The 22,411-nt window shown below is 69.3% G+C and carries 15 protein-coding genes; 8 read left to right on the forward strand and 7 right to left on the reverse strand.

The window, feature by feature from the left end; all coding sequences use genetic code 11:
- The first annotated feature begins 132 nt into the window (after positions 1-132).
- Positions 133-1,872 (forward strand): CotH kinase family protein, encoded by a 1,740-nt coding sequence (locus tag FMP39_RS28500; RefSeq protein WP_141593284.1) that lies wholly within the window; start codon positions 133-135, stop codon positions 1,870-1,872.
- A 48-nt stretch (positions 1,873-1,920) separates the two neighbouring features.
- Here FMP39_RS28500 and asnS read toward each other — a convergent pair whose 3' ends face one another.
- Positions 1,921-3,321: an asparagine--tRNA ligase gene (gene asnS / locus FMP39_RS28505; protein ID WP_141593285.1), complete on the reverse strand. Its 1,401-nt coding sequence runs from the start codon at positions 3,319-3,321 to the stop codon at positions 1,921-1,923.
- A 283-nt stretch (positions 3,322-3,604) separates the two neighbouring features.
- Here asnS and FMP39_RS28510 point away from each other — a divergent pair, with 283 nt between their 5' ends.
- On the forward strand, positions 3,605-4,633 hold the full coding sequence (locus FMP39_RS28510) for a kinetoplast-associated protein (RefSeq protein ID WP_141593286.1): 1,029 nt from the start codon (positions 3,605-3,607) through the stop codon (positions 4,631-4,633).
- 121 nt (positions 4,634-4,754) lie between these two features.
- On the forward strand, positions 4,755-5,780 hold the full coding sequence (locus tag FMP39_RS28515; protein WP_141593287.1) for a methyltransferase: 1,026 nt from the start codon (positions 4,755-4,757) through the stop codon (positions 5,778-5,780).
- A 1-nt stretch (position 5,781) separates the two neighbouring features.
- Here FMP39_RS28515 and FMP39_RS28520 read toward each other — a convergent pair whose 3' ends face one another.
- Positions 5,782-8,007 (reverse strand): fused MFS/spermidine synthase, encoded by a 2,226-nt coding sequence (locus FMP39_RS28520; RefSeq protein ID WP_194858600.1) that lies wholly within the window; start codon positions 8,005-8,007, stop codon positions 5,782-5,784.
- A 195-nt stretch (positions 8,008-8,202) separates the two neighbouring features.
- Between FMP39_RS28520 and FMP39_RS28525 the strand changes: the two genes are divergently transcribed.
- The gene (locus tag FMP39_RS28525) at positions 8,203-9,012 is read left to right on the forward strand and encodes an SAM-dependent methyltransferase (RefSeq protein ID WP_141593288.1); all 810 of its coding nucleotides are present in this window, start codon (positions 8,203-8,205) and stop codon (positions 9,010-9,012) included.
- A 193-nt stretch (positions 9,013-9,205) separates the two neighbouring features.
- Positions 9,206-9,880, forward strand: coding sequence for a hypothetical protein (locus FMP39_RS28530; RefSeq protein WP_228558406.1), 675 nt, complete (start codon positions 9,206-9,208; stop codon positions 9,878-9,880).
- Positions 9,881-9,929: 49 nt separating this feature from the next.
- Here the strand turns inward: FMP39_RS28530 and FMP39_RS28535 are convergent, their stop codons facing one another.
- The 3 genes from FMP39_RS28535 to FMP39_RS28545 all read right to left on the reverse strand — a co-directional run bounded on the left by FMP39_RS28535 (position 9,930) and on the right by FMP39_RS28545 (position 14,987).
- A complete protein-coding gene (locus FMP39_RS28535) occupies positions 9,930-11,384 on the reverse strand; it encodes a tetratricopeptide repeat protein (RefSeq protein ID WP_228558407.1) in 1,455 nt (484 codons plus the stop codon).
- Between the two features lie 146 nt (positions 11,385-11,530).
- The gene (locus tag FMP39_RS28540; protein ID WP_141593291.1) at positions 11,531-13,282 is read right to left on the reverse strand and encodes a DUF4215 domain-containing protein; all 1,752 of its coding nucleotides are present in this window, start codon (positions 13,280-13,282) and stop codon (positions 11,531-11,533) included.
- Between the two features lie 244 nt (positions 13,283-13,526).
- Positions 13,527-14,987: a M20 family peptidase gene (locus FMP39_RS28545; protein WP_194858601.1), complete on the reverse strand. Its 1,461-nt coding sequence runs from the start codon at positions 14,985-14,987 to the stop codon at positions 13,527-13,529.
- Positions 14,988-15,500: 513 nt separating this feature from the next.
- On the opposite strand from FMP39_RS28545, the gene thiD reads away from it, so the two are divergent.
- Positions 15,501-16,319, forward strand: coding sequence for a bifunctional hydroxymethylpyrimidine kinase/phosphomethylpyrimidine kinase (thiD, locus tag FMP39_RS28550; RefSeq protein ID WP_141593293.1), 819 nt, complete (start codon positions 15,501-15,503; stop codon positions 16,317-16,319).
- A gap of 21 nt (positions 16,320-16,340) precedes the next feature.
- Here the strand turns inward: thiD and FMP39_RS28555 are convergent, their stop codons facing one another.
- The gene (locus FMP39_RS28555; RefSeq protein WP_141593294.1) at positions 16,341-18,554 is read right to left on the reverse strand and encodes a M3 family metallopeptidase; all 2,214 of its coding nucleotides are present in this window, start codon (positions 18,552-18,554) and stop codon (positions 16,341-16,343) included.
- 196 nt (positions 18,555-18,750) lie between these two features.
- Here FMP39_RS28555 and FMP39_RS28560 point away from each other — a divergent pair, with 196 nt between their 5' ends.
- Both FMP39_RS28560 and FMP39_RS28565 read left to right on the forward strand, forming a co-directional pair.
- The gene (locus tag FMP39_RS28560; RefSeq protein ID WP_141593295.1) at positions 18,751-20,280 is read left to right on the forward strand and encodes an acetyl-CoA hydrolase/transferase C-terminal domain-containing protein; all 1,530 of its coding nucleotides are present in this window, start codon (positions 18,751-18,753) and stop codon (positions 20,278-20,280) included.
- 10 nt (positions 20,281-20,290) lie between these two features.
- On the forward strand, positions 20,291-21,007 hold the full coding sequence (locus FMP39_RS28565; RefSeq protein WP_141593296.1) for a tetratricopeptide repeat protein: 717 nt from the start codon (positions 20,291-20,293) through the stop codon (positions 21,005-21,007).
- A 317-nt stretch (positions 21,008-21,324) separates the two neighbouring features.
- On the opposite strand, the gene dusA is transcribed toward FMP39_RS28565, so the two are convergent.
- Positions 21,325-22,323 (reverse strand): tRNA dihydrouridine(20/20a) synthase DusA, encoded by a 999-nt coding sequence (gene dusA, locus FMP39_RS28570; protein WP_141593297.1) that lies wholly within the window; start codon positions 22,321-22,323, stop codon positions 21,325-21,327.
- Positions 22,324-22,411 lie beyond the last annotated feature (88 nt).

Consider the following 22,411-nt stretch of genomic DNA (forward strand, 5'->3'; position numbering starts at 1 on the left):
GGCCTCACTGGGCGCCCTTCCTCCGGCGGCGTCCACGAGCCGACAACGGCCGGCACCGCGGGGGGTGCTAGGCAGGTCACGGAATGGTTAATCCTGCGAGCCTGACGTGGCGTTCGAGGGGGGAGGGACCAGGTGGGCGGGAAACGCTTTCCAAGGCTGTTTCTGGCGGGAGTCGCGGGGCTGGTGGTGGCGTGTGGTGGCGACTCTGGAAGCCGTGGCATTCCGGACCCCGCCAGCGAGCCCCCTGACAACGGGACGATTCCCGACGCGGGCCTGCCCTCCAACGGCACGGACGGAGGGGCGACACCGGACGCGGGAACCGGCCCGGGTACCCCTGACGGCGGCGAGCCCGATGGCGGCCCACCGCCGCAGTCCAACCTCTGCGCGCCCACCGCGGGCGAGCCACGCTGGGTGCTCGAGGGCGAGCCCGTCTCCGCCACCGTGACCTGCACCACCGGCCATGCCGCGCCGGACACGCGCTTCATCGTGGACAACCTGCCGCCCGGCGCCCGGTTCGATGCGGCCACGGGCACCTTGAGCTGGACACCCGGCAAGGACCAGGCCGCCGTCTGGCACCTCACGCTCCGGGAAGAGAGCACCGGCGAGACGGGCACGCTCAAGGTCGGCGTGGCGGAGAACGAGTCCGCGCCCGGTAACGTCCCCATCGTCGACCCGGCGGCCTACACGGAGGAGTTCGGCCTGCCGGTGTTCCACCTCTCCTACGAGGGCGGTTTGACGGCGGGCGGCTACCGGCCGGCGCAGCTCGTCTACCGGGGCCAGCGCTTCGACCTGGAGGCGAAGTACCGGGGCGCCACCTCCAGCGTGTTCCCCAAGCGCAGCCTCACGCTGAAATTCCCGGACGAGGACCTCTTCTCCGAGCCCGTCTTCGGAAACGGCTTCGAGGACCGCAAGCGCGTGGTGCTCATCACCACGTTCAATGACAACTCCTACATGCGCTCGCGGCTCGCCTTCGACGTGTGGAGCCGGATGAGCCCGGGCCATATCCACCTGCGCACCTACAGCGCGGTGCTCTACGCCAACAACAAATACGTCGGCCTCTACACAGCGGCGGACCACGTCAACAAGCGCCTGATGGCCGCGCACGGCATCGACAAGGACGCGGACGCCTTCAAGGCCGTGGACCACCGCGCCAACTTCTCGCGCCTGCGCAAGGACGGCACGCCCAAGAGCAGCCTCCACGAAGGCTTCGAAAAGTCGGAGGGCACTCCCGAGGAAGGCGAGCCTGGCGCCTTCGCGCCCCTGGAGGCGCTCACCGCCTTCATCGCGGACTCGAACGCGGACGCCTTCCGCGCGGGCTTCCCGCAGCGGATGAATGCGCGGGACTACGAGGACTGGTGGATCTTCAACACGCTCATCCTGGGCGTGGACTCACAGGCGAAGAATGCCTACCACGCCTATGACCCGGCCACCGGCGGCCCCTGGCGCTTCATCCCCTGGGACTTGGACGCGAGCTTCGGGCAGTCCTACGACACCACCCGGACCTCACCCACGGCGCGCCCCACGTTCCGCGAGGACAACCTGCTCTTCCAGCGCATGCTGGCCGACCCCACCATCGCCGGGCCCATGCGCGAGCGCTACCGGGCGCTGCTGCGCGATACGCTGAACGTGGAGGTCATGCAGGCCCTCATCGACGGCTACGTCCAGGAGACGGCGCCTTCCGCGCGGCGTGACTGGGCGAAGTGGGGCGCCAAACACCGCGCCTTCGGCGACCCGAACGACCCGTGGGGCGGCCATGGCAACTTCCCCCACTGGCACACGCGCCAGGACTTCAACTCCTACGAGGAGGAAGTCGAGTACGTGCGCCAGTGGATTCGGACCCGCTGGGGCGCGCTGGAGAGCCAACTGCCCTGAGCAGGCGGGTGTCCCCTCCCTCGGTGGAGGGGACACTCGGACGGCGGCCTAGAACGCCGCGGAGCCCGGCACGCGCGGGTAGGGAATCGCGTCCCGGATGTTCTGCAGACCGCACATGTAGACGATGAGCCGCTCGAAGCCGAGCCCGAAGCCCGCGTGTGGCACGGAGCCGTAGCGCCGCAGGTCGCGGTACCACTGGTAGCTCTCCGGCTTCAGGCCGAACTTCTGGATGCGCTGGTCCAGCACGTCCAGGCGCTCCTCGCGCTGGCTGCCGCCGATGATTTCGCCAATGCCCGGGGCGAGCACGTCCATGGCGGCGACCGTCTTCCCGTCATCGTTCAGGCGCATGTAGAAGGACTTGATGGCCTCCGGGTAGTTCATCACCACCACCGGCCGGCCCACGTGCTCCTCGGTGAGATAGCGCTCGTGCTCCGTCTGGAGGTCCTTGCCCCACTCGGGCGCGAACTCGAACTTCTTCTTGGCCTTCTTCAGGATTTCGACGGCCTCGGTGTAGTCGATGCGCTCGAAGCTGGAGTTGATGAACTTCTCCATGCGCTCGGTGACGCCCTTCTGCACCCGCTCCTCGAAGAACTTCAGGTCCGGCGCACAGTCATTGAGCACCGCCTTGAAGACATACTTGAGGAAGCGCTCGGCCAGGTTCGCGTCCTCGTTGAGGTCCGCGAAGGCAACCTCCGGCTCGATCATCCAGAACTCGGCCAGGTGCCGCGTGGTGTTGGAGTTCTCCGCCCGGAACGTGGGGCCGAACGTGTACACCTTGGACATGGCCAGGGCGTAGGCCTCCGCGTTGAGCTGGCCAGAGACGGTCAGGTACGCCTCCTTGCCGAAGAAGTCCTTGTGCCAGTCAATCTTCCCGTCCGGCGTGCGCGGCGGATTCACCGCGTCCAGCGTGGAGACGCGGAACATCTGCCCGGCGCCCTCCGCGTCACTCGCGGTGATGATGGGCGTGTTGACCCAGAAGAAGCCCTCCTCGTCGAAGAAGCGGTGGACGGCCTGGGCGGCGCGGTGCCGCACGCGCGTGACGGCGCTGAACGTGTTGGTGCGCACGCGCAGGTGGGCCACGTCGCGCAGGAACTCCAGCGTGTGCTGCTTGGGCTGGATGGGGTACGTGTCCGGGTCGTCCACGAAGCCCAGCACCTGGACTTCGTCCGCCTGGATTTCGTAGGCCTGCCCCTTGCCCTGGGACTTCACCAGCGTGCCCCGGCAGATGACCGAGCAGCCCGCGGTGAGGTGCAGGATTTCCTTCTCGTAGTTGGGCAGCGAATTCGGAGCGACGACCTGGATGGGGTCGAACGTCGACCCATCGCTGACGTTGACGAAGCTGATGCCCGCCTTGGAGTCGCGGCGCGTGCGCACCCAGCCGCGGACCTCCACCTTCGTCCCCTCCTCCACCCCTCCCGCGAGGGCCTTCTTCACACTGACGACCTGCATTGACGCTCTCCCTTGAGCCGTTTCGGGGACTGCGAGTTAGCCGGGCCCCGGCCCCGAGGACAAGGGCGCTGTGCCCCAAGCATCGCAACCCGTGCCGCCCGGCGGCGCTTCTGGGGGCTCCAAGCACCCCGCCAGACCGCTTGAAACCCGGCCAACCGTGTCAGACCCCCCAGGTATCTTTCTCCCATGGTCGCCCGAAAAGGGGACCAGCGATTCCACGAAACCCTCACGTCCCTCGCGGGCTTCACGGCCTGCCCTGGCCGTGCCCTACCTGGAGAGTCACATGGCTACTCGCAAGACGTCCAAGCGCAATGTCGTCGCCCGCAACCGCTCCACCGAGGCCACCAAGGCCGCCTTCGAGGAGCTCGCTCGCAAGGCGCGCAACAAGCCCATCGTCTCCACCAAGGAGCAGGACGCGCAGGAGGCCCACGCGAAGAACGTCCTCGCGGACGTGTCCAGCCTCACCGCCGAATCCGCCGTGAAGAAAGTCACGGAGGCGGGCCTCACCATCAACAAGACGCTGGCCGGCATCAACGAGCAGGTCATCTCGCTGGTGGAGGAGCTGAAGCAGCTCGACGAGGCCATCCAGCTCAAGACGGAGGAGCTGAACGGGCTGCACGGCAAGGACGTGGCCGCCAGCGCCATCGACGTGCTCGTGGCCGAGTACGACAAGAAGAAGGCGGAGCTGGAAGCGGAGATGGAGCGGCTCCAGAAGGACATCGAGGACACCCGGGCGAAGGCCGCCGCGGACCAGTCCGCCGAGCGGCAGGCCACCGAGGTCGCTCGCAAGCGCGCCGAGGAGGAGTACGCCTATGACACCCAGCTCCAGCGCAAGAAGGAGCAGGATGCCTTCGCCGAGTCGCTGCGGCAGCAGGCCGCCACCGAGCGCGACCGCAAGGAGAAGCTGGAGAAGGACTGGGCCACCCGCGAGGACGCCCTGAAGCAGCGTGAGAAGGAGCTGGAGGACCTGCGCAAGCAGGTGGCGGACTTCCCGCTGGTGCTCAAGAAGGAGACGGACACCGCCGCGGCCATCACCGGCAACCGGGTGAAGTCCGAGTGGGAGCTGAAGCTCACGCTCGCCACCAAGGACGCGGAGACGGCGCAGCGCGTCGCCGCCATGGAGATTTCCTCGCTCAAGGAGACCGCCACCAAGCAGGCCCAGGCGCTCCAGACGCTTCAGACGGAGCTGGCCGAGGCCAAGCGCCAGGTCCAGGCCATCGCCGAGAAGGCGCTCGAGTCCGCGTCCGGCGCCCGCGCGCTGGCCGAGATCCAGGGCGTCATCGCCAGCCGCGACTACAGCAAGGGCAAGTAGCCCGGCGCGGTGGGCTCCCTGGCGCCGCGCCCTGTCGTGGCGCCGCCGGGGAGTCTCGGTTCACGGCTTATTATCGCCATCCCTGGTGATGACAGGATTTGAGCGCTGCTAGACTCGCAGCATGGACAAGACTCCCGGCGGGACTCCGTTTCCCACGCAGCTACTCTATGAGCGAATCGGCGGCTATTGGCTCACCCAGGTCATTGGCACGGCGGCCCGTCTGGGAATCGCGGACCTGCTCTCCAAGGGCCCGCGGAGCAGTGACGCGCTGGCGGACGAGCTCGGCATCAGTGCGGACGGCCTGTACCGGCTGCTGCGAGGCGGCATCTCCGCGGGCATCTTCCAGGAGGTCGGTGAGCGGACCTTTGCCCTGACGCCCATGGGCGAAGGGCTCCGCTCGGACATCCCCGGCTCGCTGCGGGACGTGGCCATCACGCAGAGTGACCGCGCCCACTGGCTGCCCTGGGGCCAGCTCACCGAGGCCGTTCGCACCGGGAAGTCCACCGTCCGCGAGGCACTGGGGACGGACATCTGGGAGCACTTCGCCAAGCACCCCGAAGAGGCGGCGCACTTCGCCCGGGCCATGGGCAACCTGTCGGCCCTGGTGGCCCACGAGCTCACGCAACAGGTCGACTTCTCCCCCTTCGCCCATGTGGCGGACATCGGCGGCAGCCAGGGAGCGCTGCTGGCGCGGGTGCTGCGCGCCACCCCCTCCTGCCGGGGCATTCTTTTCGACCTGCCGCACGTGCTCGAAGGCGCGAAGGCCCCGATGGAAGCCCAGGGCCTCCGTGGACGGGTGGAGCTGGTGGGCGGCAGCTTCTTCGAGCCGGGCCTCCCCTCCGCCGAGGCCTACCTGCTCAAGCACATCCTTCACGACTGGGACGAGGACTCCGCCACCGCCATCCTGCGGAACATCCATGCCGCGGCGCCCGCGGGAGCCCGGCTCTTCGTGCTGGAGCAGGTGATGCCCGACAACCAGACGCCCTCTCCCGTGCCCCTGATGGACCTCAACATGATGGTGCTGGTGGACGGACGGGAGCGCACGGCCAACGAATTCCAGACACTGCTGACCCGGACCTCCTGGGAGCTGGTGGGCATCCGCCCCACCCAGGCCGGCACGTGCATCATCGAAGCCGTGAAGCGCTGAGCTACTGCGCGACCTGTTCGCGGAGGAGGAAGAGCTCCGCGAGCAGGTTGTCCACCGGAGCGAAGTCATCCGTGAGCAGCAACGCGGGGCCCGCGGCCAGATAGGCGTCAATCTCCGCGCGAGGCACCCGGCCCGTGCGCGGCTGCTCGATGCCCAGGCCGCGCAGCAGCTCCGGGAGGCGCTCCAGTTCCATGGGCTGTGCCGAGCCCGCGACGATGTAGACCCCCTGCCCCTTGGAGCCACTGCGGGCGTCGTGGAGCAACTCCACGTGAGGGAAGACCTCCTGCATCGTCCGGAGGGCCGAGCGCAGGAAGGAGCCCCGGGGAATCTCGTCGATGACGGTCAGCAGGTAGAGGCCGTCCGGCTTGAGCAGCGAGCGCACCAGCATGTCGTACTCGCGCGTCATCAGGTGATAGGGCACCGACAGATCGTTCACCGCGTCCTGGACAATCAAGTCGTATGCGCCGCGCTCCGCCATCTCCTGGAGGTACTGCCGCCCATCCAGGCTGAAGGAGGCGATGCGCGTGTCCGGCTTCACGCCGAAGCGCTCCAGCGCGATGCGCGTCACGGCCGGGTCTATCTCCACCACCTCCATCCGGACCTGGGGGACGTAGGTCTCCACCCAGCGCGGCACCACGTAGCCGCCGCCGCCAATCACCAGCACCCGGGGCTCCGCGGTGCGCGCGGCCACATGGCGCACCACCTCCGAGTGGATGTACCCGTGCGGGTAGCCCAGGTACGACGGGTCCTCCAGGTCCACCATGGTGTGCGTCAGGTGGTCCAGTTGCATGGCCAGCAGCCGCCGGCCGTCATGCTCCACCTGATTGACCTTGATGCAGAAGTAGTCCGTCTCCTCCGTGCACGGCGACGCGAACAGGCCCAGCGCGCCGAACATGCCCGCCAGCGCGAGCGTGCCCGCGGTGGCGCCGACGAAGAGGGGCCGCCGCCACACCTGCCCCACGAAGGCCGCCAGCGCCACCAGTCCCAGGCTGGCCCCCATCACCAGCGGGTAGACGCCCACCTTCGCGATGAGCCACCAGCCGGTGAGGAACGAGCCCAGCAGCGCGCCCGCGGTGCTCCACGCGTACAGCCGGCCCACGGTGCGCCCCGCCCGCTCCACGTCCGCCAGCGCCAGCCGGAGCACCTGGGGTGACAGCGTGCCCAGGGCCGTCACCGGCAGCAGGAACACCGCGGCCGTGTACCCGACGATGCGAGCCTGCAGGCCCAGGCCGTCGAAGTGGCCCTTCAGCACCAGCCACTGGTGGATGGGCGGAATCAGCAGGCAGGTGGCCGCCGCCAGCAGCATGGAGCCGGCGAGCACCTCCTGCCGGGGCCACCGGTCCGCCAGGTGGCCGCCCACGAAGTTGCCCAGCGCCATGCCCGTCAGCACCACGCCGATGATGCCTGTCCAGCTCAGCAGGGAAACGCCCACGGTGGGCGCCAGGATGCGGCTGGCCGCCAGTTCGATGGCGAGCGTGCAGAAGCTCGCGCTGGCCACCAGGAAGCACGCCAGCACGGGCCGGGTGCGCAGGTCCACGCCCGTCGAGGACGGCGCGGCGTCCGCTGCCGCCACGGCGCCGGCTGTCGCGGGGGCCGCCGGTTCGACGGGCGGCGCGGACACAGAGGCCCTGGGCAGCGCCAGCAGCGCGCACACCAGCAGCGCGCCCGACACGGTGAGGACGATGGTGGGCACGGGGAACCACGCCACCAGCACGAAGCCCGTGAGGAAGTTGCCCGCGAGGCTCCCCAACGTGCCCAGCGCGTACAGCAGGCCCACGATGCGCCCGGCGCGCCCCAGGTCCGGCAGCAGCAGCCGGAGCGCCAGCGGCGTCACCATGGCCAGCACGAAGCTGACGGGGAAGAAGCCCAGGAAGGTGAGCAGGAAGGTGCGCGGCAGCACGGGGATGGGGCGCAGCGCGGCGCCATCCCCCAGCACGGCCACCCACCCCAGCGGCAGGAGCGCGAGCACCGCCCCCAGCGCGGTGAGGCCCGCAAGCCACCGGAACGATGCGCCCCGCTCCGACAGCCGGCCCCCGGCGTAGCTGCCCAGACTGATGCCCGCGAGCACCACGCCGATGATGCTCGTCCACGTGTGGAGCGAAGCCCCGATGAAGGGCGCCAGCAACCTGGCCGCGGCCAGCTCCAACACCAGGGTGGCGCAGCTCGTCACCAACACGAGGAGGGCAGCGCGAAGCACATCCAGACGAGACGCGGGGAGAAGAGCCATGCGGTGGCGGCGACTGTACCACCCCCGTCCGAGGCGACCATCCGTGCTGGTGGGAATCACCCGAGGTGCGGGAAATCGCGCCCGGCACATACGATGGCGCCCCGGAGGACGGCGACTTCCTCCGGGTGGGCCTCATCCGCACCGGCCCCGAAGAAATTTCGCAGACCCCGTCGACTCGTTGGAGGCCCTGACCGCATGGATACCGAAGCGCTCGCCCGAATCCCGGGCGTCAACCCGAACGTCCCCAATGCCGCCCGCATCTACGACTACACGCTGGGAGGCACGCACCACTTCGAAGCCGACCGGCAGGCAGCGGAGTACATGTTCTCGCTGGTGCCCTCCACCCGGAAGTGGGTGCGCATGCTGCGCGCCTGCCTGCACACCGCCGCGCAGCGCCTGGCGGCCGACGGCTTCCACCACTGGGTGGACTTCGCATCGGGGCTGCCCACCGGGGACCACGTCCACGCCGTGCTGCCAGACGCTCGCGTGCTCTACAGCGACGTCAATCCGCTCACCATCACCACCGCCCACCATCTGCTGGGGGACACGCCTCGCGTCCGCTACATGGAATGCGACATCCGCCAGGCGGGCGCCTTCCTGCGGCGGCCGGACGTGAATGCCTTCCTGGGGGGAGAGCGTCGCGTCGCGTTTGGCGCCAATGGCATCACCGTGTTCCTGTCCGCCGAGGAGAACCGCCAGTTCTTCCGCGACCTGTACGACTGGGCAGCCCCGGGCTCGAAGCTGTTCACCACCTTCGAGACGAAGTCACCGGACCTCAGCACCCCGAAGTGGGAGCAGTTCGTCGGCACGTTCCGGCAGATGGGCGAGTCCTTCCAGCTCTACTCCCTGCCCGAGTACCTGGACCTGTGTGGCCCCTGGGCCCGGGATGCCACCGGCGTGCTGCCCGTGCGCGAGTTCCTCGGGCTGCCCCCTGAGCACATCACCGACGAGGACCGTGAGGGCGTGGGCATCGAGTTCTACGCCGTCGTCCTGGAGAAGCGCTGACCGTCCCCACCGGGTGGAGCGAGCGTGCGGGCAGGCGCTCGCGTCCATCCCCGTCAGGGCAGCGCCATGGCACGCCTCCCTGCCGTCTGCCTCCCCAGCGGCGCGTGACTACCGTCTTTGCAGGCAACACGCGCACACGGAGAGGAGACGGAGCATGTTTCAATCGATAAGGCGTCGGGTTTTTGCGGGCGTGATGATGGGAGCGGCCCTGTCGGTAGCGAGCGTTGGGTGCAGCTCGACGCGCTCGGCGAAGGTGGACGAGTCGTGGCTGGCCCGGGTACCCGAGAACCAGCTGGGCGACGTCCACGAGGCCCAGGCACAGCGGCGAACGGCCCAGGACGCGGTGACCCGCTCCGACGTGGCCCTCAAGGATGCGCGCCGGGAGCTGGAGGTGGCCAAGCGCAACGAGGACGCGGCCAAGGCCCGCCGGGAAGCGCATAACGAAGCGCTGAAGGCCGCCAACGCCACCGGACAGAGCAGCAACATCACCCAGGCGGAGGCCGAGCTGAAAGACGCGGACTCGAGCCTGAGCGCGGCCCAGGCCCAGGTGAGGTACCGCGAGCACGCCATCAAGACGATGGAGGCCCAGAAGGAGCTGCGGGAGAGCGAGCTGGCGGTGGCCGACGCGAAGCTCCGTCAGGCCGAGTACGAGGCCCTGAAGGCGAACCAGGACGTACGCGCCCAGAATCTGTCCGAGGCCGACTTCGCCTCCGCCACGGCGGACGCCCAGCGCAAGGTGGAGGAGTCCCAGCGCAAGCTCGAGTCGCAGCAGCAGCAGGAGCGGCAGGCTCGCGCCACCTGGGAGCGGATGCGCAACCAGGTGCAGGGCTACGGAGGCAGCGGCATCCAGAAGCAGCGCAATCCGTAAGTCACCGCGACCACCGGCCCGGCCGAGCCAGAACAGGCACGGCCGGGGCTCACTTCGGCGGACGGAAGACGTACTGGAACACGGGCGTGTCGGGCCCCGGCGGGTACTGCGCATCCATGAAGGCGAAGTGGGCGTGGCCGGTGATGACGGCCTCGTTGAGACTGTCGTAGAGCACCGTCACGCCGGTGGCCCGGCCGGACGCGTCCACCTGGACTTGAACCTTGAGGTTGCCCTTGATGCCCGGCGTCTGCTGAAGCCGGTTCATGTAGAGCGCGACCAGGCCCAGTGACACCCGGTTGTATATCTGCTCCTGGGTCCCCCGAGCGGGCTGGGACGGCAACCGGAAGTGGCGCACCAGCGCGGCGGCTTCGCTCTCCGCCTCGGCGACCCGGCGCTCGGGCGCCGCCAGCGCCGCGCGGTAGGCGGCCAGCGCATCCTGGTGACGCTCCTGCTTCAACACCAACCGTGCCCGCAGTACATGGATGTCGGCGCGGGCGGGCGCTCGCTCGGAAGCCTTCACCAGGTGGGTTTCGGCCGCTTTGGAATCTCCGCGCGCTTCGGCCAGCTCGGCCAGGCGAAGCAGCGGCTCCGGGTCTTCTGGCGCGGCGGCGACGAGCCGGACCAGGGCCTTGTCCTCCGCGTCGGCGCGGCCCAGCTCCCGGTACAACCGCGACAGCAACCCCAGGGCCGCGGGCTCCACGCCGCCCAGCTCCGCGTAGCGCTCCAGCGACCCGGCGGCCTTCTCCTTCTCCGAGGCGGCCAGCCACAGGTCCGCCTGGAGCCGGTGCGCTTCTTTGTCCCGGGGCTTGAGGGCCACCAGCTTCTCGCCCGCCGTCGCCGCCGCACGCACGTCGTTGGCTGCGCGGGCCAACTGCGCCAGCTTCCGCAGCGCCTCGGGCTGCTCGGGCCACGCCTCCACCGTCCGCGTCAGCTCCGCGCGCGCGTCCGCTTCCCGCTCGGGAATCCCCGCCAGCAACATGGCCAGGGACGTCCGAATCTGCGGCGCATCCAGTTTGGCGAGCGCCTCACGCAGCCGGACTTCCGCCTCCGCGGGCTTGCCCTCCGCCTGGAGCAACACGCCCTGCGCCCACAGCGCTGGTGCGAAGCCAGGGGCCTCCTTCAGGGCGGCGGCGATGGGCGGACGCGCCTCCGCCAGCAGCCCCCAGCGCACGTAGATGAGCCCCATGCCCACGAAGGGCCACGGATTCTCCGGGTCTAGGGTGGAGAGCGCCTTCAGCTCGTTCCAGCACGCGTCCGAGGGAAAGGTGAGCCACGCCCGGTACATCCGCGGCATCAAATCCCCGGGCCGCGCCCGTGACTGCGCTTCCAGCTCGCTGTCCATCGCGCTGGCGCGGCCGCGTGCCCGGGCCGTCTCCAACTGCCGCAGCGTCGCCATGACCTCTTCGGGAGGAGGCAACCCCGAGCGCACCACCGCCCCCCGTGCCGGAGCGGCAAGCACGAGCAACATGAGGCACAGCGGAAGCGCGAACGAACGGGAGGCCATGGGGCGCGCGGACGATAGCAGACGCCCGTCCAGCGGAGGCTGCCTGCTCCCTTGGCAGCACGAACTCAGCGATTTCAGGGAAGCCCCGCTCCGGAAGGACGAACCTTCCGGAGCGGCGCCTCGACCTTCACCTCAGGACGACGGGCTCAGCCAATCTCCAGCCGGCACGTTGAGCTGCAACCGTCGCGGCTGACGTTGTTGCCGTCGTCGCACTCCTCGCCCTGGTCCTCCTGAACGTCGCCGTCGCCACATCGGGGGCCCCAGAGGCAGCCACGGCCGCACTCTCCATAGCCACCGCCGTTGACGCCGTCGTCGCACTCCTCGCCGGCATCCTCGTCCACCACGCCGTCGCCGCAGGTGGCGGTGCACTCGGTGCGGGCGGTGAGGAAGTTGTTGAGCGTGAGGCGGTACGACGAGCCCTCGGTGTGGCGCTCGGCCTGGAACACCACCACCTCGTAGATGCCGCCCTGCCGCAGCCCCAGGGTGCTCGCCTGGCCCGACATGTGGATGGTGCCCGACGCCGGGCCGTGCACACCGCCCAGGTCCAGCGCCAGGCGGCCGTTGACGAACACCCACACGTCGTCGTCACCGCGGAAGGTCAGCTCCTCGGAGCCCTTGTACTCGAACCAGTAGCGGGCCTCGCTGGTGAAGTGGAAGTTGCGCTGCTGTCCCGCCAGGTCCCTGCGCCGCGGCTCGTGGCCCTCGGCCACCCAACTGCCGCTGACATCGTCGAGCGGGAAGAACGCATCGTTATCGAACACGTACGAGCCATCGGGCTGCTGATTCAGCACGAAGGTGCCGACGATGGTCTTGTTGACGTTCTCGACCGCCTTGTACCACTGGTCGAAATTGGCCCGGTTGCTGGTGTTGTTCGACGCCTGGCCTTCCTTCGCATAGACGGGGCGGCCATTGGCATCGAGCCGGTTCTCGACGATGCCATCTTCACGCCCCGCGTTCCGGTACTGGAAGTCCTCGTGGCCGCGGGGCAGGCCATTCGCCGGATCGGCGGGCAGGTCCCAACCGCGGAAGTCACGGTAGACGACGGGGATGGACACCTGCGGCGGCGGCTCCTGCTCGATGAGCACGCACGCGAAGCCATCCTCCAGCTTGCAGTCCGGCGAGCAGCCGTCATTGGCGCGCGTGTTGCCGTCGTCGCACTCCTCCACGGCGCTGTTGGGGAGGATGAGACCGTCGCCGCACGTCTCCTCGCAGTTGCCATCCGAGCAGCGGGGCTCCTTGGTGCACAGCGGCGAGCAGCCGTCACCCATCACGGTGTTGCCGTCGTCGCACTGCTCGGTGCCCTCGGTGATGCCGTCACCACAGGTGGTGCGGCTGCACGGCTGACCCGGCGGGCACTTCCAGCCGTCCTCGAGCCTGCAGATGTCGCTGCAGCCATCGCCCGGAGTGGTGTTGCCGTCCTCGCACTCCTCATCACCGGCGATGATGTTGTCACCGCACTCCTTCGCGCGGCAGCGGCCACCCTGGGCCGGGCACGCCCAGCCACTTTCGATCCGGCAGCTCCCGTTGCAACCATCACCGCTAGCCAGGTTCCGGTCGTCGCACTCCTCGCCGTCCTCGACCTGGCCGTTTCCGCAGTTCACCAGGCGGACGCACGGCGCTCCCGGCACCTCGCAGATGAACCCGCCCTCCACCGAGGTGCACGTCGCGTTACAGCCGTCGCCGTCCACCCTGTTGCCGTCGTCACAGGCCTCGCCGGACTGGCGCTGGCCATCACCACAGTCGTCGCCAGCATCCGGCGTCGACCCGTCCGGGGTGTTCGGGCCAGGACCGGCATCGGGCTTCCCCGAACCTCCCCCGCCGCTACAGGCCACCAATGTGAAGAGAAGAGATGCGAGCAACGCGCTCGCCAGCCGAGACCTGCGATGGGGGTTCACCATGGGAGCAAATGCTGAAAGTGCTTCGCACGGCTGTCAACGCGTCACGGCAAGTCAACGGATGCGGGGTGCAGACGGCGCACAGATGTGCAGGCAGAACGGACTTTCCATGAGCTCCCCGTCTGCTGCGCACATCTCCATTCATGACAACAACGCCCGAAACATCACTTTCGTAGAAAGCCGGAAGCGGCTTGAAGCACGGGGCGCACACGTCTCGTGCGGGCCATTCAACCCATTCCCACCAGCATCACTGGGCCACGTTGCGGACGTACTGCGCGTAGAAGCGCACCGCGTCCGCGTAGCCCTTCACCGACACGCGCTCGTCCTTGCCGTGGAGGCGTGACAGGTCGGCGCCGTCCAGGCGCAGCGGCATGAAGCGGTAGACGTTCTCACTCAGCCCGGTGAAGTAGCGCGAATCCGTCGCGCCCAGCATGAGGTACGGGGCCACGACGACGTCGGGGAACACCTGGCGCACGCTGCGCTGGAGCTGCGACCATGCCTCGGAGTCCATGCGCGACACGGGCGACGGTTCACTGATGAAGCCCAGCGTGCTCACCTTCACCCTCGGGTCATCCACCACGCGCCGCACGTGCTCCAGCACGCCCGCCACGGAGTCTCCCGGGAGGATGCGGAAGTTCACCACCGCGCGGGCGCGGGCGGGCAGCACGTTGTCGCGCTCGCTGCCCTCGAACATGGTGGCCGCGGTGGTGGTGCGCACCGCCGCGTTGGTGGTGGCCTTCGCGGTGAGCTGGCGCAGCACCAGCGGCTCGAACAGCCACAGGTTGGCGAAGAGCGTGCGCATCCCGAAGCCCATCTCCGGCCCCGCGAACTCGAACAGGGCCCGGCTGCCACCGCGCAGCTTCGCGGGCATGGGCGCATCCTCCAGCCGGGAGATGGCGCGGCTCAGCACGCCCACGGCCGTCTGGGGCGGCGGCATGGACGAATGGCCGCCTTCGCCATCCGCCACCAGCTCCGCGCTGGCGAAGCCCTTCTCCGACACGCCGACCAGGGCCACCGGTGAGGCCACGCCGGGCACGGTGCCGGACACAATCATCCCGCCCTCGTCCAACACGGATTCCAGCGTCACGCCCCGCTCGCGGAGCAGCTTCGCCATCGCCTCCGCGCCCTCGCGCCCACCCACCTCTTCATCCCCACCGAAGGCGAGCAGCACCGTGCGCTTGGGCTGGAAGCCCGCCGCGAGCAGTGCCTCCACCGACTCCAGGATGCCGAACACGCTCCCCTTGTCGTCCAGCGCGCCCCGGCCCCAGACATAGCCGTCCGCCACCAGCCCGCTATAGGGCGGGTGAGTCCAGGACGCCTCCGTGCCGGGCTCCACGGGCACCACGTCCAGGTGCCCCAGCAGCAGCGCCGGGCGCAACGACGCGTCCGTCCCCGTCCAGGTGTACAGCACCGAGTGCGCCCCCACGGGCTCGCGCTTCAGCGCCTGGTGGAGCCGGGGGTATTGCTCCCGCATGTAGTCGTGGAGCGCGGCGAAGGCGGCGTCCTCCGCGGGCTGCCCCTCCGCCGCCGCCAGCGTCTTGAGCCGCAGCGCACCGCCCAGCCGGGCCGCGGCGGCATCCGCGTCCACGGTGAACGCCGCGGGCGCCTCCGGCTGGACCTGCCGCGAGGTGAAGCGAACAGCCTTCGTGAGGAGAACCCCCGCGAGGGCAACGACGACAACCAACAACGACAAGAGAATGCGTTTCATCGGCAAGACTCGCGGTGGGGACGTCTCACGCTAGCAAAGGCGGCCCGCCACCCCACTGCATCTCCAGGGCAGAGCCCCACGGCAGGCCTCGCCTCCACGAATCGCGATTTTACAGCATTGCAGCCATTTTACACCTTCGCCGCGAAACGCAAGTCGTGTAGCTGACGCGGATCCTCGCAGGGGTGCGCAGTGAAGAAGCCGTCCACCGTGTGGAGACAGCTCAGGCTTGGCCTGGCGCTGGGGACACTGGCTGGCTGCACCGGCGCCCCGGGCGCGGCCACGGCCCGGGGCTCTGCAACTCCGTCTCCTGAGAGGACCCGCGCTCCATCTCCGTCAAGGGCCAGTACGCGCGCGAGAAGAACCTGGGCGGCGCCATCATCTGGACCATCAGCCAGGGGCACTTCCTCCGGCCGACGAACAGCCACAAGGACCCGCTGCTGGACGCGGTGAAACACGCCTGCCTGGACCCGTGAGCGCGGGAAGCACTGGCGACGGAGCGCCCGCTCCCGCACCATGGCGGCCATGGAGACTTCGAAGTCCGTAGCCACCGCGCTCACCATCGCCGGCTCCGACAGCGGCGGCGGCGCCGGCATCCAGGCCGACCTGAGCACCTTCGCCTTCCACCGCGTTCACGGCACCAGCGCCCTGACGGCCATCACCGCGCAGAACACGCAGGGCGTCACCCGCGTGGACGTGATGCCCCCCGAAGCCGTCGCCGCGCAAATCGACGCCGTGGCCTCCGACATCGGCGCGGGCGCGGTGAAGACGGGCATGCTCGTCAACCCGGCCATCATCACCGCGGTGGCCCAACGCCTGCGCGTGCTGGGCCTGGGGCCGCTGGTGGTGGACCCCGTCATGGTGTCCCGCGCCGGCGCGCGCCTCATCGACGACGCGGCCGTCGGCGCGCTCAAGGAGCTGCTGCTGCCCCTGGCCACGGTGGCCACGCCCAACCGGCACGAGGCGGAGCTGCTCGCCGGCATGAAACTGGGGACGCTGGAGGACATGCGGGAGGCCGCGCGCCGCATCCACCGGCTCGGCCCCCAGGCGGTGCTGGTGAAGGGCGGCGGCATGACGGGCGCGCTGCGCGGCACCGACGTCTGGTTCGACGGCGAGCGCCTGGAGACGCTGCACCTGCGCGCGGTGGACACGCGCAACACCCACGGCACGGGCTGCACGCTGTCGGCGGCCATCGCCGCGCACCTGGCGCTGGGGCAGCCGCCGCTGGAGGCCACCCGGCGCGCGAAGGATTACGTCACCGCCGCGCTGGAGCACCCCCTGCCCCTGGGCAAGGGCCCGGGCCCCTTCAGCCACTTCTTCCCGCTGGAGGGGTAGCCCGGGCCCGTCACCGGGCGGCTACTTCGCGGCCTTCTTCGGCGCGGCCTGCGCGGCGGGCACGGGGAAGCCGCGCTTGCGCATCAGGGCCTGGATGCCCGCCTCACGGCCCCGGAAGGCGCGGTACGCGTCGGCCGGGTCCAACGTGTTGCCCACGGAGAAGACGTGCTTGCGCAGGAGCGCGGCCACGTCCTTGTCGTAGGCGCCCTTGCCTTCGGTGAAGCGCTCGTAGGCGTCCGCCGTCAGCGTGTCCGACCACAGGTAGCTGTAGTAGCCCGCCGAGTACCCGTCACCCGCGAAGACGTGGCCGAACTGCGGCGTGCGGTGCCGCATGACGATTTCCTTCGGCATGCCCAGCGCGTTGAGCGTGTCGCGCTCGAAGGCGTCCGCGTCGATGGGCGTAGCCCCCGCCAGGTGCAGCTTCATGTCCACCAGCGCGCTGGACAGGTACTCCACCGTCCCGAAGCCCTGGTTGAAGGTGGCGGCCTTCTCGATGCGGTCCACCAGCGCCTGGGGAATGGGCTTCCCCGTCTGGTAGTGCAGCGCGTAGGTGTTCAGCACCTCGGGCGTGGACAGCCAGTGCTCCAGCAACTGCGAGGGGAACTCCACGTAGTCGCGCGCCACCGCGGTGCCGGCCAGCGACGGGTACGTCACGTTGGAGCTGAGGCCGTGCAGCGCGTGGCCGAACTCGTGGAACAGCGTGGAGGCATCCTCCCAGCTGATGAGGACGGGCTCACCGGGCTGGCCCTTCACGAAGTTGGAGTTGTTGGAGACGATGGTGGTGACTTCACCCCGGAACCGCTCCTGGCTACGGTACGCGTTCATCCACGCGCCGGAGCGCTTGCCCTTGCGCGCGTACGGGTCGAAGTACCACAAGCCCACGTGACGCCCGCTGGCCTGGTCCTTCACCTCCCAGACGCGCACGTCGGGGTGGAACACGGGCACGTCATTCACCTGCGTGAAGGAGAAGCCGAACAGCTCGCCGGCCACCCAGAACATGCCCTCGCGCAGCTTCTCCAACTGGAGGTAGGGCTTCACCTCGTTCTGGTCCAGGTCGTACTTCGCCTTGCGGACCTTCTCCGCGTAGTAGCGGTAGTCCCAGGGCTCGATCTTGAGCTTCGCGCCCTCCTTGTTGGCCACCCGCTGCATGTCCGCGACCTCCTCGTGGACGCGGGCCACCGCGGGCTTCCAGACGGCCTCCATCAGCTCCATGGCTCGCTCGGGCGTGCGGGCCATGGCGTTCTCCAGCCGCCAGTGCGCGTGCGTCTTGTAGCCCAGCAGCGTGGCGCGCTCGGCGCGCAGCTTCAGGACTTCGGCGATGATGACGTTGTTGTCGCGCGCGTCGCCGTTGTCACCGCGGTTGACGTAGTTGCGCCAGACCTTCTCGCGCAGGTCGCGCCGCGACGAGTACGTCAGGAACGGCTCCATGGAGGAGCGCGTGTTGGTGATGATCCACTTGCCCTTCTGACCGCGCGACTCGGCCGCGGCGGCGGCGCCCGCGCGCACGGAGTCCGGCAGGCCCGCCAGGTCCGCCTCGGACTCCAGGACGACGGTGTAGCCCTCTTCGTCCGCGAGCACGTTCTGGCTGAAGGACGTGTAAAGCGACGCCAGCCGCTGGTTGATGGCCGCCAGCTTCTGCTTGGCCGCCGCGTCCAGCTTCGCGCCGGAGCGGACGAAGCGCGTGTAGTGCAGCCAGGTGAGCCGCTGCTGCTCGGGCGTCAGCTTCGCCTTGTCGGGCGACTGGTACACCGCCTCGATGCGGCGGAAGAGCGCCTCGTTCTGGAAGATTTCGTCGTCGAAGGCGGCCAGCTTCGGCGCCATCTCCCGCTCCAGCGCCTGGAACTCCGGCCCGCTCATGGACGAGCTCCAGATGCCGTAGAGCGTCTCCACTTCGCCCTGCGTCTTGCCGGCGGCCTCCAGCGCGACGATGGTGTTCTCGAACGTGGGCGCCGAGGTGTCGTTGGCGATGGCCGCCAGCTCGCCACGCGTCCGCTCCATCGCGGCCTCGAGCGCTGGCTTGAAGAGCTCCACCTTCACCTGGTCGAACGGCGGCACGCCGCCATGGGCGCCCGTCCACTTCGCGAGCAGCGGGTTGGTCTGCTCCGGAGCAGCCGGCACGGCGGGGGCGGTCGTCTGGGGCGCGGTGGCCAAGTTCTGGGACTCCTGCGAGGTCGTCGCACAGCCGGTGGACACGAGTACGGCCATGCCCGCGCCAGCGAAGAAGAGCTTACGCATGTAGAGGATGTCTCCCGACGAAAGGGGGCTAACTGAAGAGGGACGCAGCCTAGCGGCATCGCGTCGCGAACCGGGGGACGGAATCGCGGGCACACCAACATGCCTGCCTGCCCATCTGTTCCCGGCCAACACCGTGGCCACGGGCAAGACGCGGTGTGTTACACCCATGCCACCCCACAGCATTCACCCTCCAGGAATGACCGTGACGAGCACGCTGAAGGACCGCATCGAGAACGCCGAATTGCTGGCGAAGGTCGTCCCCGTCGAAGAGGCGGTGAAGCACGTCGTCCACGGCAACACCGTGGCCATCAGCGGCTTCACCAAGTCGGGTGAGCCGAAGACGTTCCTGCCGGCGCTGGCCTGGCACTTCTCCCAGACGACACCGGATGCTCGCATCACCCTGCTGTCCGGCGCGTCCCTGTCCGAGGACGTGGAGGGCCCCATGGCGCCCTTCATCGCCAAGCGCGGTCCGTACATGTCCTCGCCTGCCTCACGGCGCCGCATCCATGCCGGGGAGATGGACTTCACGGACGTCCACCTGTCCGCCTTCGCGCGCAACCTGATGTATGGCTTCTACGGCGACATCGACGTGGCCGTCGTCGAGGTGTCGCGCATCCGGAAGAATGGCAGCGTCATCCTCACGTCATCGGTGGGAATCAGCGCGGAGGCGCTGGCCCGCGCGAAGAAGATTGTCCTCGAGGTCAACACCTCCGGGCCGGACTACACGGGCTTCCACGACATCGTCCTGCCCGCCGTCCATCCGCACGTGGGCTGGCCGCTGCCGCTGGTGAACGTGAGGGACCGCATCGGCACCCCCTACGTGGAGTTCGACCTGAGCAAGGTGGTGGCGGTGGTGGAGTCCCGCACGCCCGACCACCCGGTGCCCTTCAAGGCGGCGGATGACACCGCCAGGCGCATCGCCGAGCACGTCATCGACTTCCTGATGCGCTGCCGTGAGCAGTACCAGTGGGGCAAGCGCCTGCCGCCCATCCAGTCCGGCGTGGGCAACGTGGCCAACGCCATCATCAGCCAGCTCTACGACTCTCCCTTCCAGAAAATCCGCTTCTGGACCGAGGTCTTCCAGGACGGGATGCTGCGCTACGTGGAGGACGACGCGAAGTTCGAATACGCGTCCGCCACCGCGGTGTCCTTCTCCTCTGAGGGCCGCCAGCGCTTCCTCGACATGTTCGAGCGGAGCAAGGACCGGCTGGTGCTGAGGCCCATGTGGCTGTCCAACAGCCCCGAAATCATCTCCCGCCTCTTCGTCATCGCGATGAACACCCCCATCGAGGTGGACATCTACGGGCACGTCAACTCCACGCACATCGACGGCTCGCGCATCGTCAACGGCCTGGGCGGCTCGGGTGACTTCTTCCGCAACGCATACCTGAGCATCGTCCACACGCCGTCCACGCGGAAGCTGCGGGATGGCCGCACGGTGAGCTGTGTCATGCCGTACGTGCGGCACATCGACCACACCGAGCACGACATCAAGTGCGTCGTCACCGAGCAGGGCTACGCGCTCAACATGGACATCCGCTCGCCCAAGCGGCGCGCCCAGGACATCATCGACCGCTGCGCGCACCCCTACTTCCGGCCGCTGCTGCACGCGTACCTGGACATGGCGGGCCCCGGCGACGAGCCGCGCGCCACCGACATGAAGGTGCTCCAGGGCTGGTGGGCGGACTACGACGCGGCGACGCGCGCCTTCCCCCAGAACGGCTGAGACACCGGCGGTGGAGCGCAACGGCCGCGAAGCCTGTCCCCCGGAGCTGGCCGCCCAGCTGCGGGAGGTGGACCGCCTGCGACGCAGCGGGCGGTACGCATCCGCCCTCACGCTCGCACGGGCGCTGGCGGAGGCGCATCCCCGGCAGGCCCGCGTGCTGCTGGAAGTGGCGCAGACGCTGGCCATCTGGGGCGGCGTCCCCGCTGAAGCGCTGGAGTGGTACGAGCGCGTGCTGGCGCTGGCCCCCGGCCACCTCACCAGTCGGCTGCACCGTGCCTTGTGCCTGTCGAGACTGGGCCGCCATGAAGACGCGGTGGCGGACTTCGACGCGCTCGTCGCGGCGGGCTACCGCAAGGCCCTGGTGCTGCACATGAAGCGCGCCGAAGCACTGGAGGCGCTGGGCCGGGATGAAGCGGCGGAGCGGGACTGGACGCTCGCGATTGAGGAGGCCCCGGGCAACCCGTGGCTTCTCCAGCAGCGCGCCGCCGCGCGGGCCCGCCTGGGCCGGCTGGACGACGCGGCGCAGGACCTCACCGAGGCGCTCGCGTCCCAGACGGGCGACGAGGTGGACCCGGAGCTGCTGCACGCGCGCGGCGTGTTGCGTGAGCGGCAAGGTGACATGGACGGTGCGCGCGCGGACTTCGAGGCAGGACTCGAAGCCTTTCGTGAAGGCGACCCACCCGCCCTGCTGGACGCGCTTCGTGAAGGAACCATGCGCAAACCATGACGGGCCCTTCGCGGCCACGACATGCGACAAGAATGGCCATGCACACGGCGGCTCCGGCCGCGGGTGCTGACTCCGGGCCTGATGCTCCCGGAGAGGCGGGGGTGCTCGCGAGTGGGGCCGAGCTCCGATGCAATGCCTGACACCCCGTGAGAGCGCCGACTTGGAGCGGTGCTTGGGGACCACGTTGGTGGCGGGGAGCTTCGTGCGGGCGCGGACCACGCTGAGCGCGGCGGTGGGCCAGAGGGAATCGCATGCCGGGCCGAAGGGAAGCGGCTCGAACCTGCGGTTCCCTCTGGTGTCGGGGTGATGCCCCGCGGTCAGGCCGCGACTTCGGCTTCGGGCTCCCGCCGCACCTTCGCCAGCGCCGCCACGACGACCTCCGGCCCCGTGCCCTGCTTGTGGGCATTCTCACTCAGGTGCCTGCGCCACGCGCGCGCCCCCGGGAGTCCCTGGAAGAGCCCCAGCATGTGCCGGGTGATGGCGCCCAGCGGCGCGCCGCGCAGCATGGCCTTCTCGATGTACGGCAGCATGGCCTCGACGACTTCGTGCCGCTGGGGCACCGGCGTGGTGGCGCCAAAGAAGCGGCGGTCGGCCTCGGCCAGCAGGTACGGGTTCTCATACGGGGCGCGGCCCATCATCACCCCGTCCACATGGCGCAGCTGCTCCGCGGCGGCGTCCAGCGTCTTGATGCCGCCGTTGATGCTGATGTCCAGGTGCGGGAACTCCGCCTTGAGCCGGTGCACCAGGTCGTAGCGCAGCGGCGGGACGTCGCGGTTCTCCTTGGGGCTCAGCCCCTGGAGCCACGCCTTGCGCGCGTGCACGATGAAGCGGGTGCAGCCCGCGGCGGACACCTTCCGGATGAAGCCCTCCAGCGTGGGCCATTCCTCCAACGCGTCGATGGCGATGCGCGACTTCACCGTCACCGGGATGCTCACCGCCTCTCGCATCGCCCCCACCAGCCGAGCCACCAGGTCCGGCTCCGCCATCAGGCACGCGCCGAAGCGACCCGACTGGACGCGGTCACTGGGGCAGCCGACGTTGAGGTTGATTTCGTCGTAGCCCCACTGCTCACCGATGCGGGCGGACTCGGCGAGCGCCGCCGGCTCTGAACCGCCAAGCTGAAGCGCCACCGGATGCTCCGCGGCGTCGTAGCCCAGCAGCCGCTCCCGGTCGCCATGCAGGATGGCGCCCGTGGTGACCATCTCCGTGTACAGCAGCGTGTGGCGGCTGAGCAGCCGGTGGAAGTACCGGCAGTTGCGGTCCGTCCAGTCCATCATCGGCGCGACGGACAGGGGCGTGGGAGAAGTCGGCATCATGCGAGAACCCGGGGCAGCGGCCGGAGCGTCCCGTTCAGCGGGCCGCTCCCCTGCCGCCTGCATGTAGCCGGGTTTCCCGCCCCTGCCC

The sequence above is a fragment of the Myxococcus sp. AB056 genome, assembly GCF_006547365.1.
Classification (GTDB): Bacteria; Myxococcota; Myxococcia; order Myxococcales; family Myxococcaceae; genus Myxococcus; species Myxococcus virescens.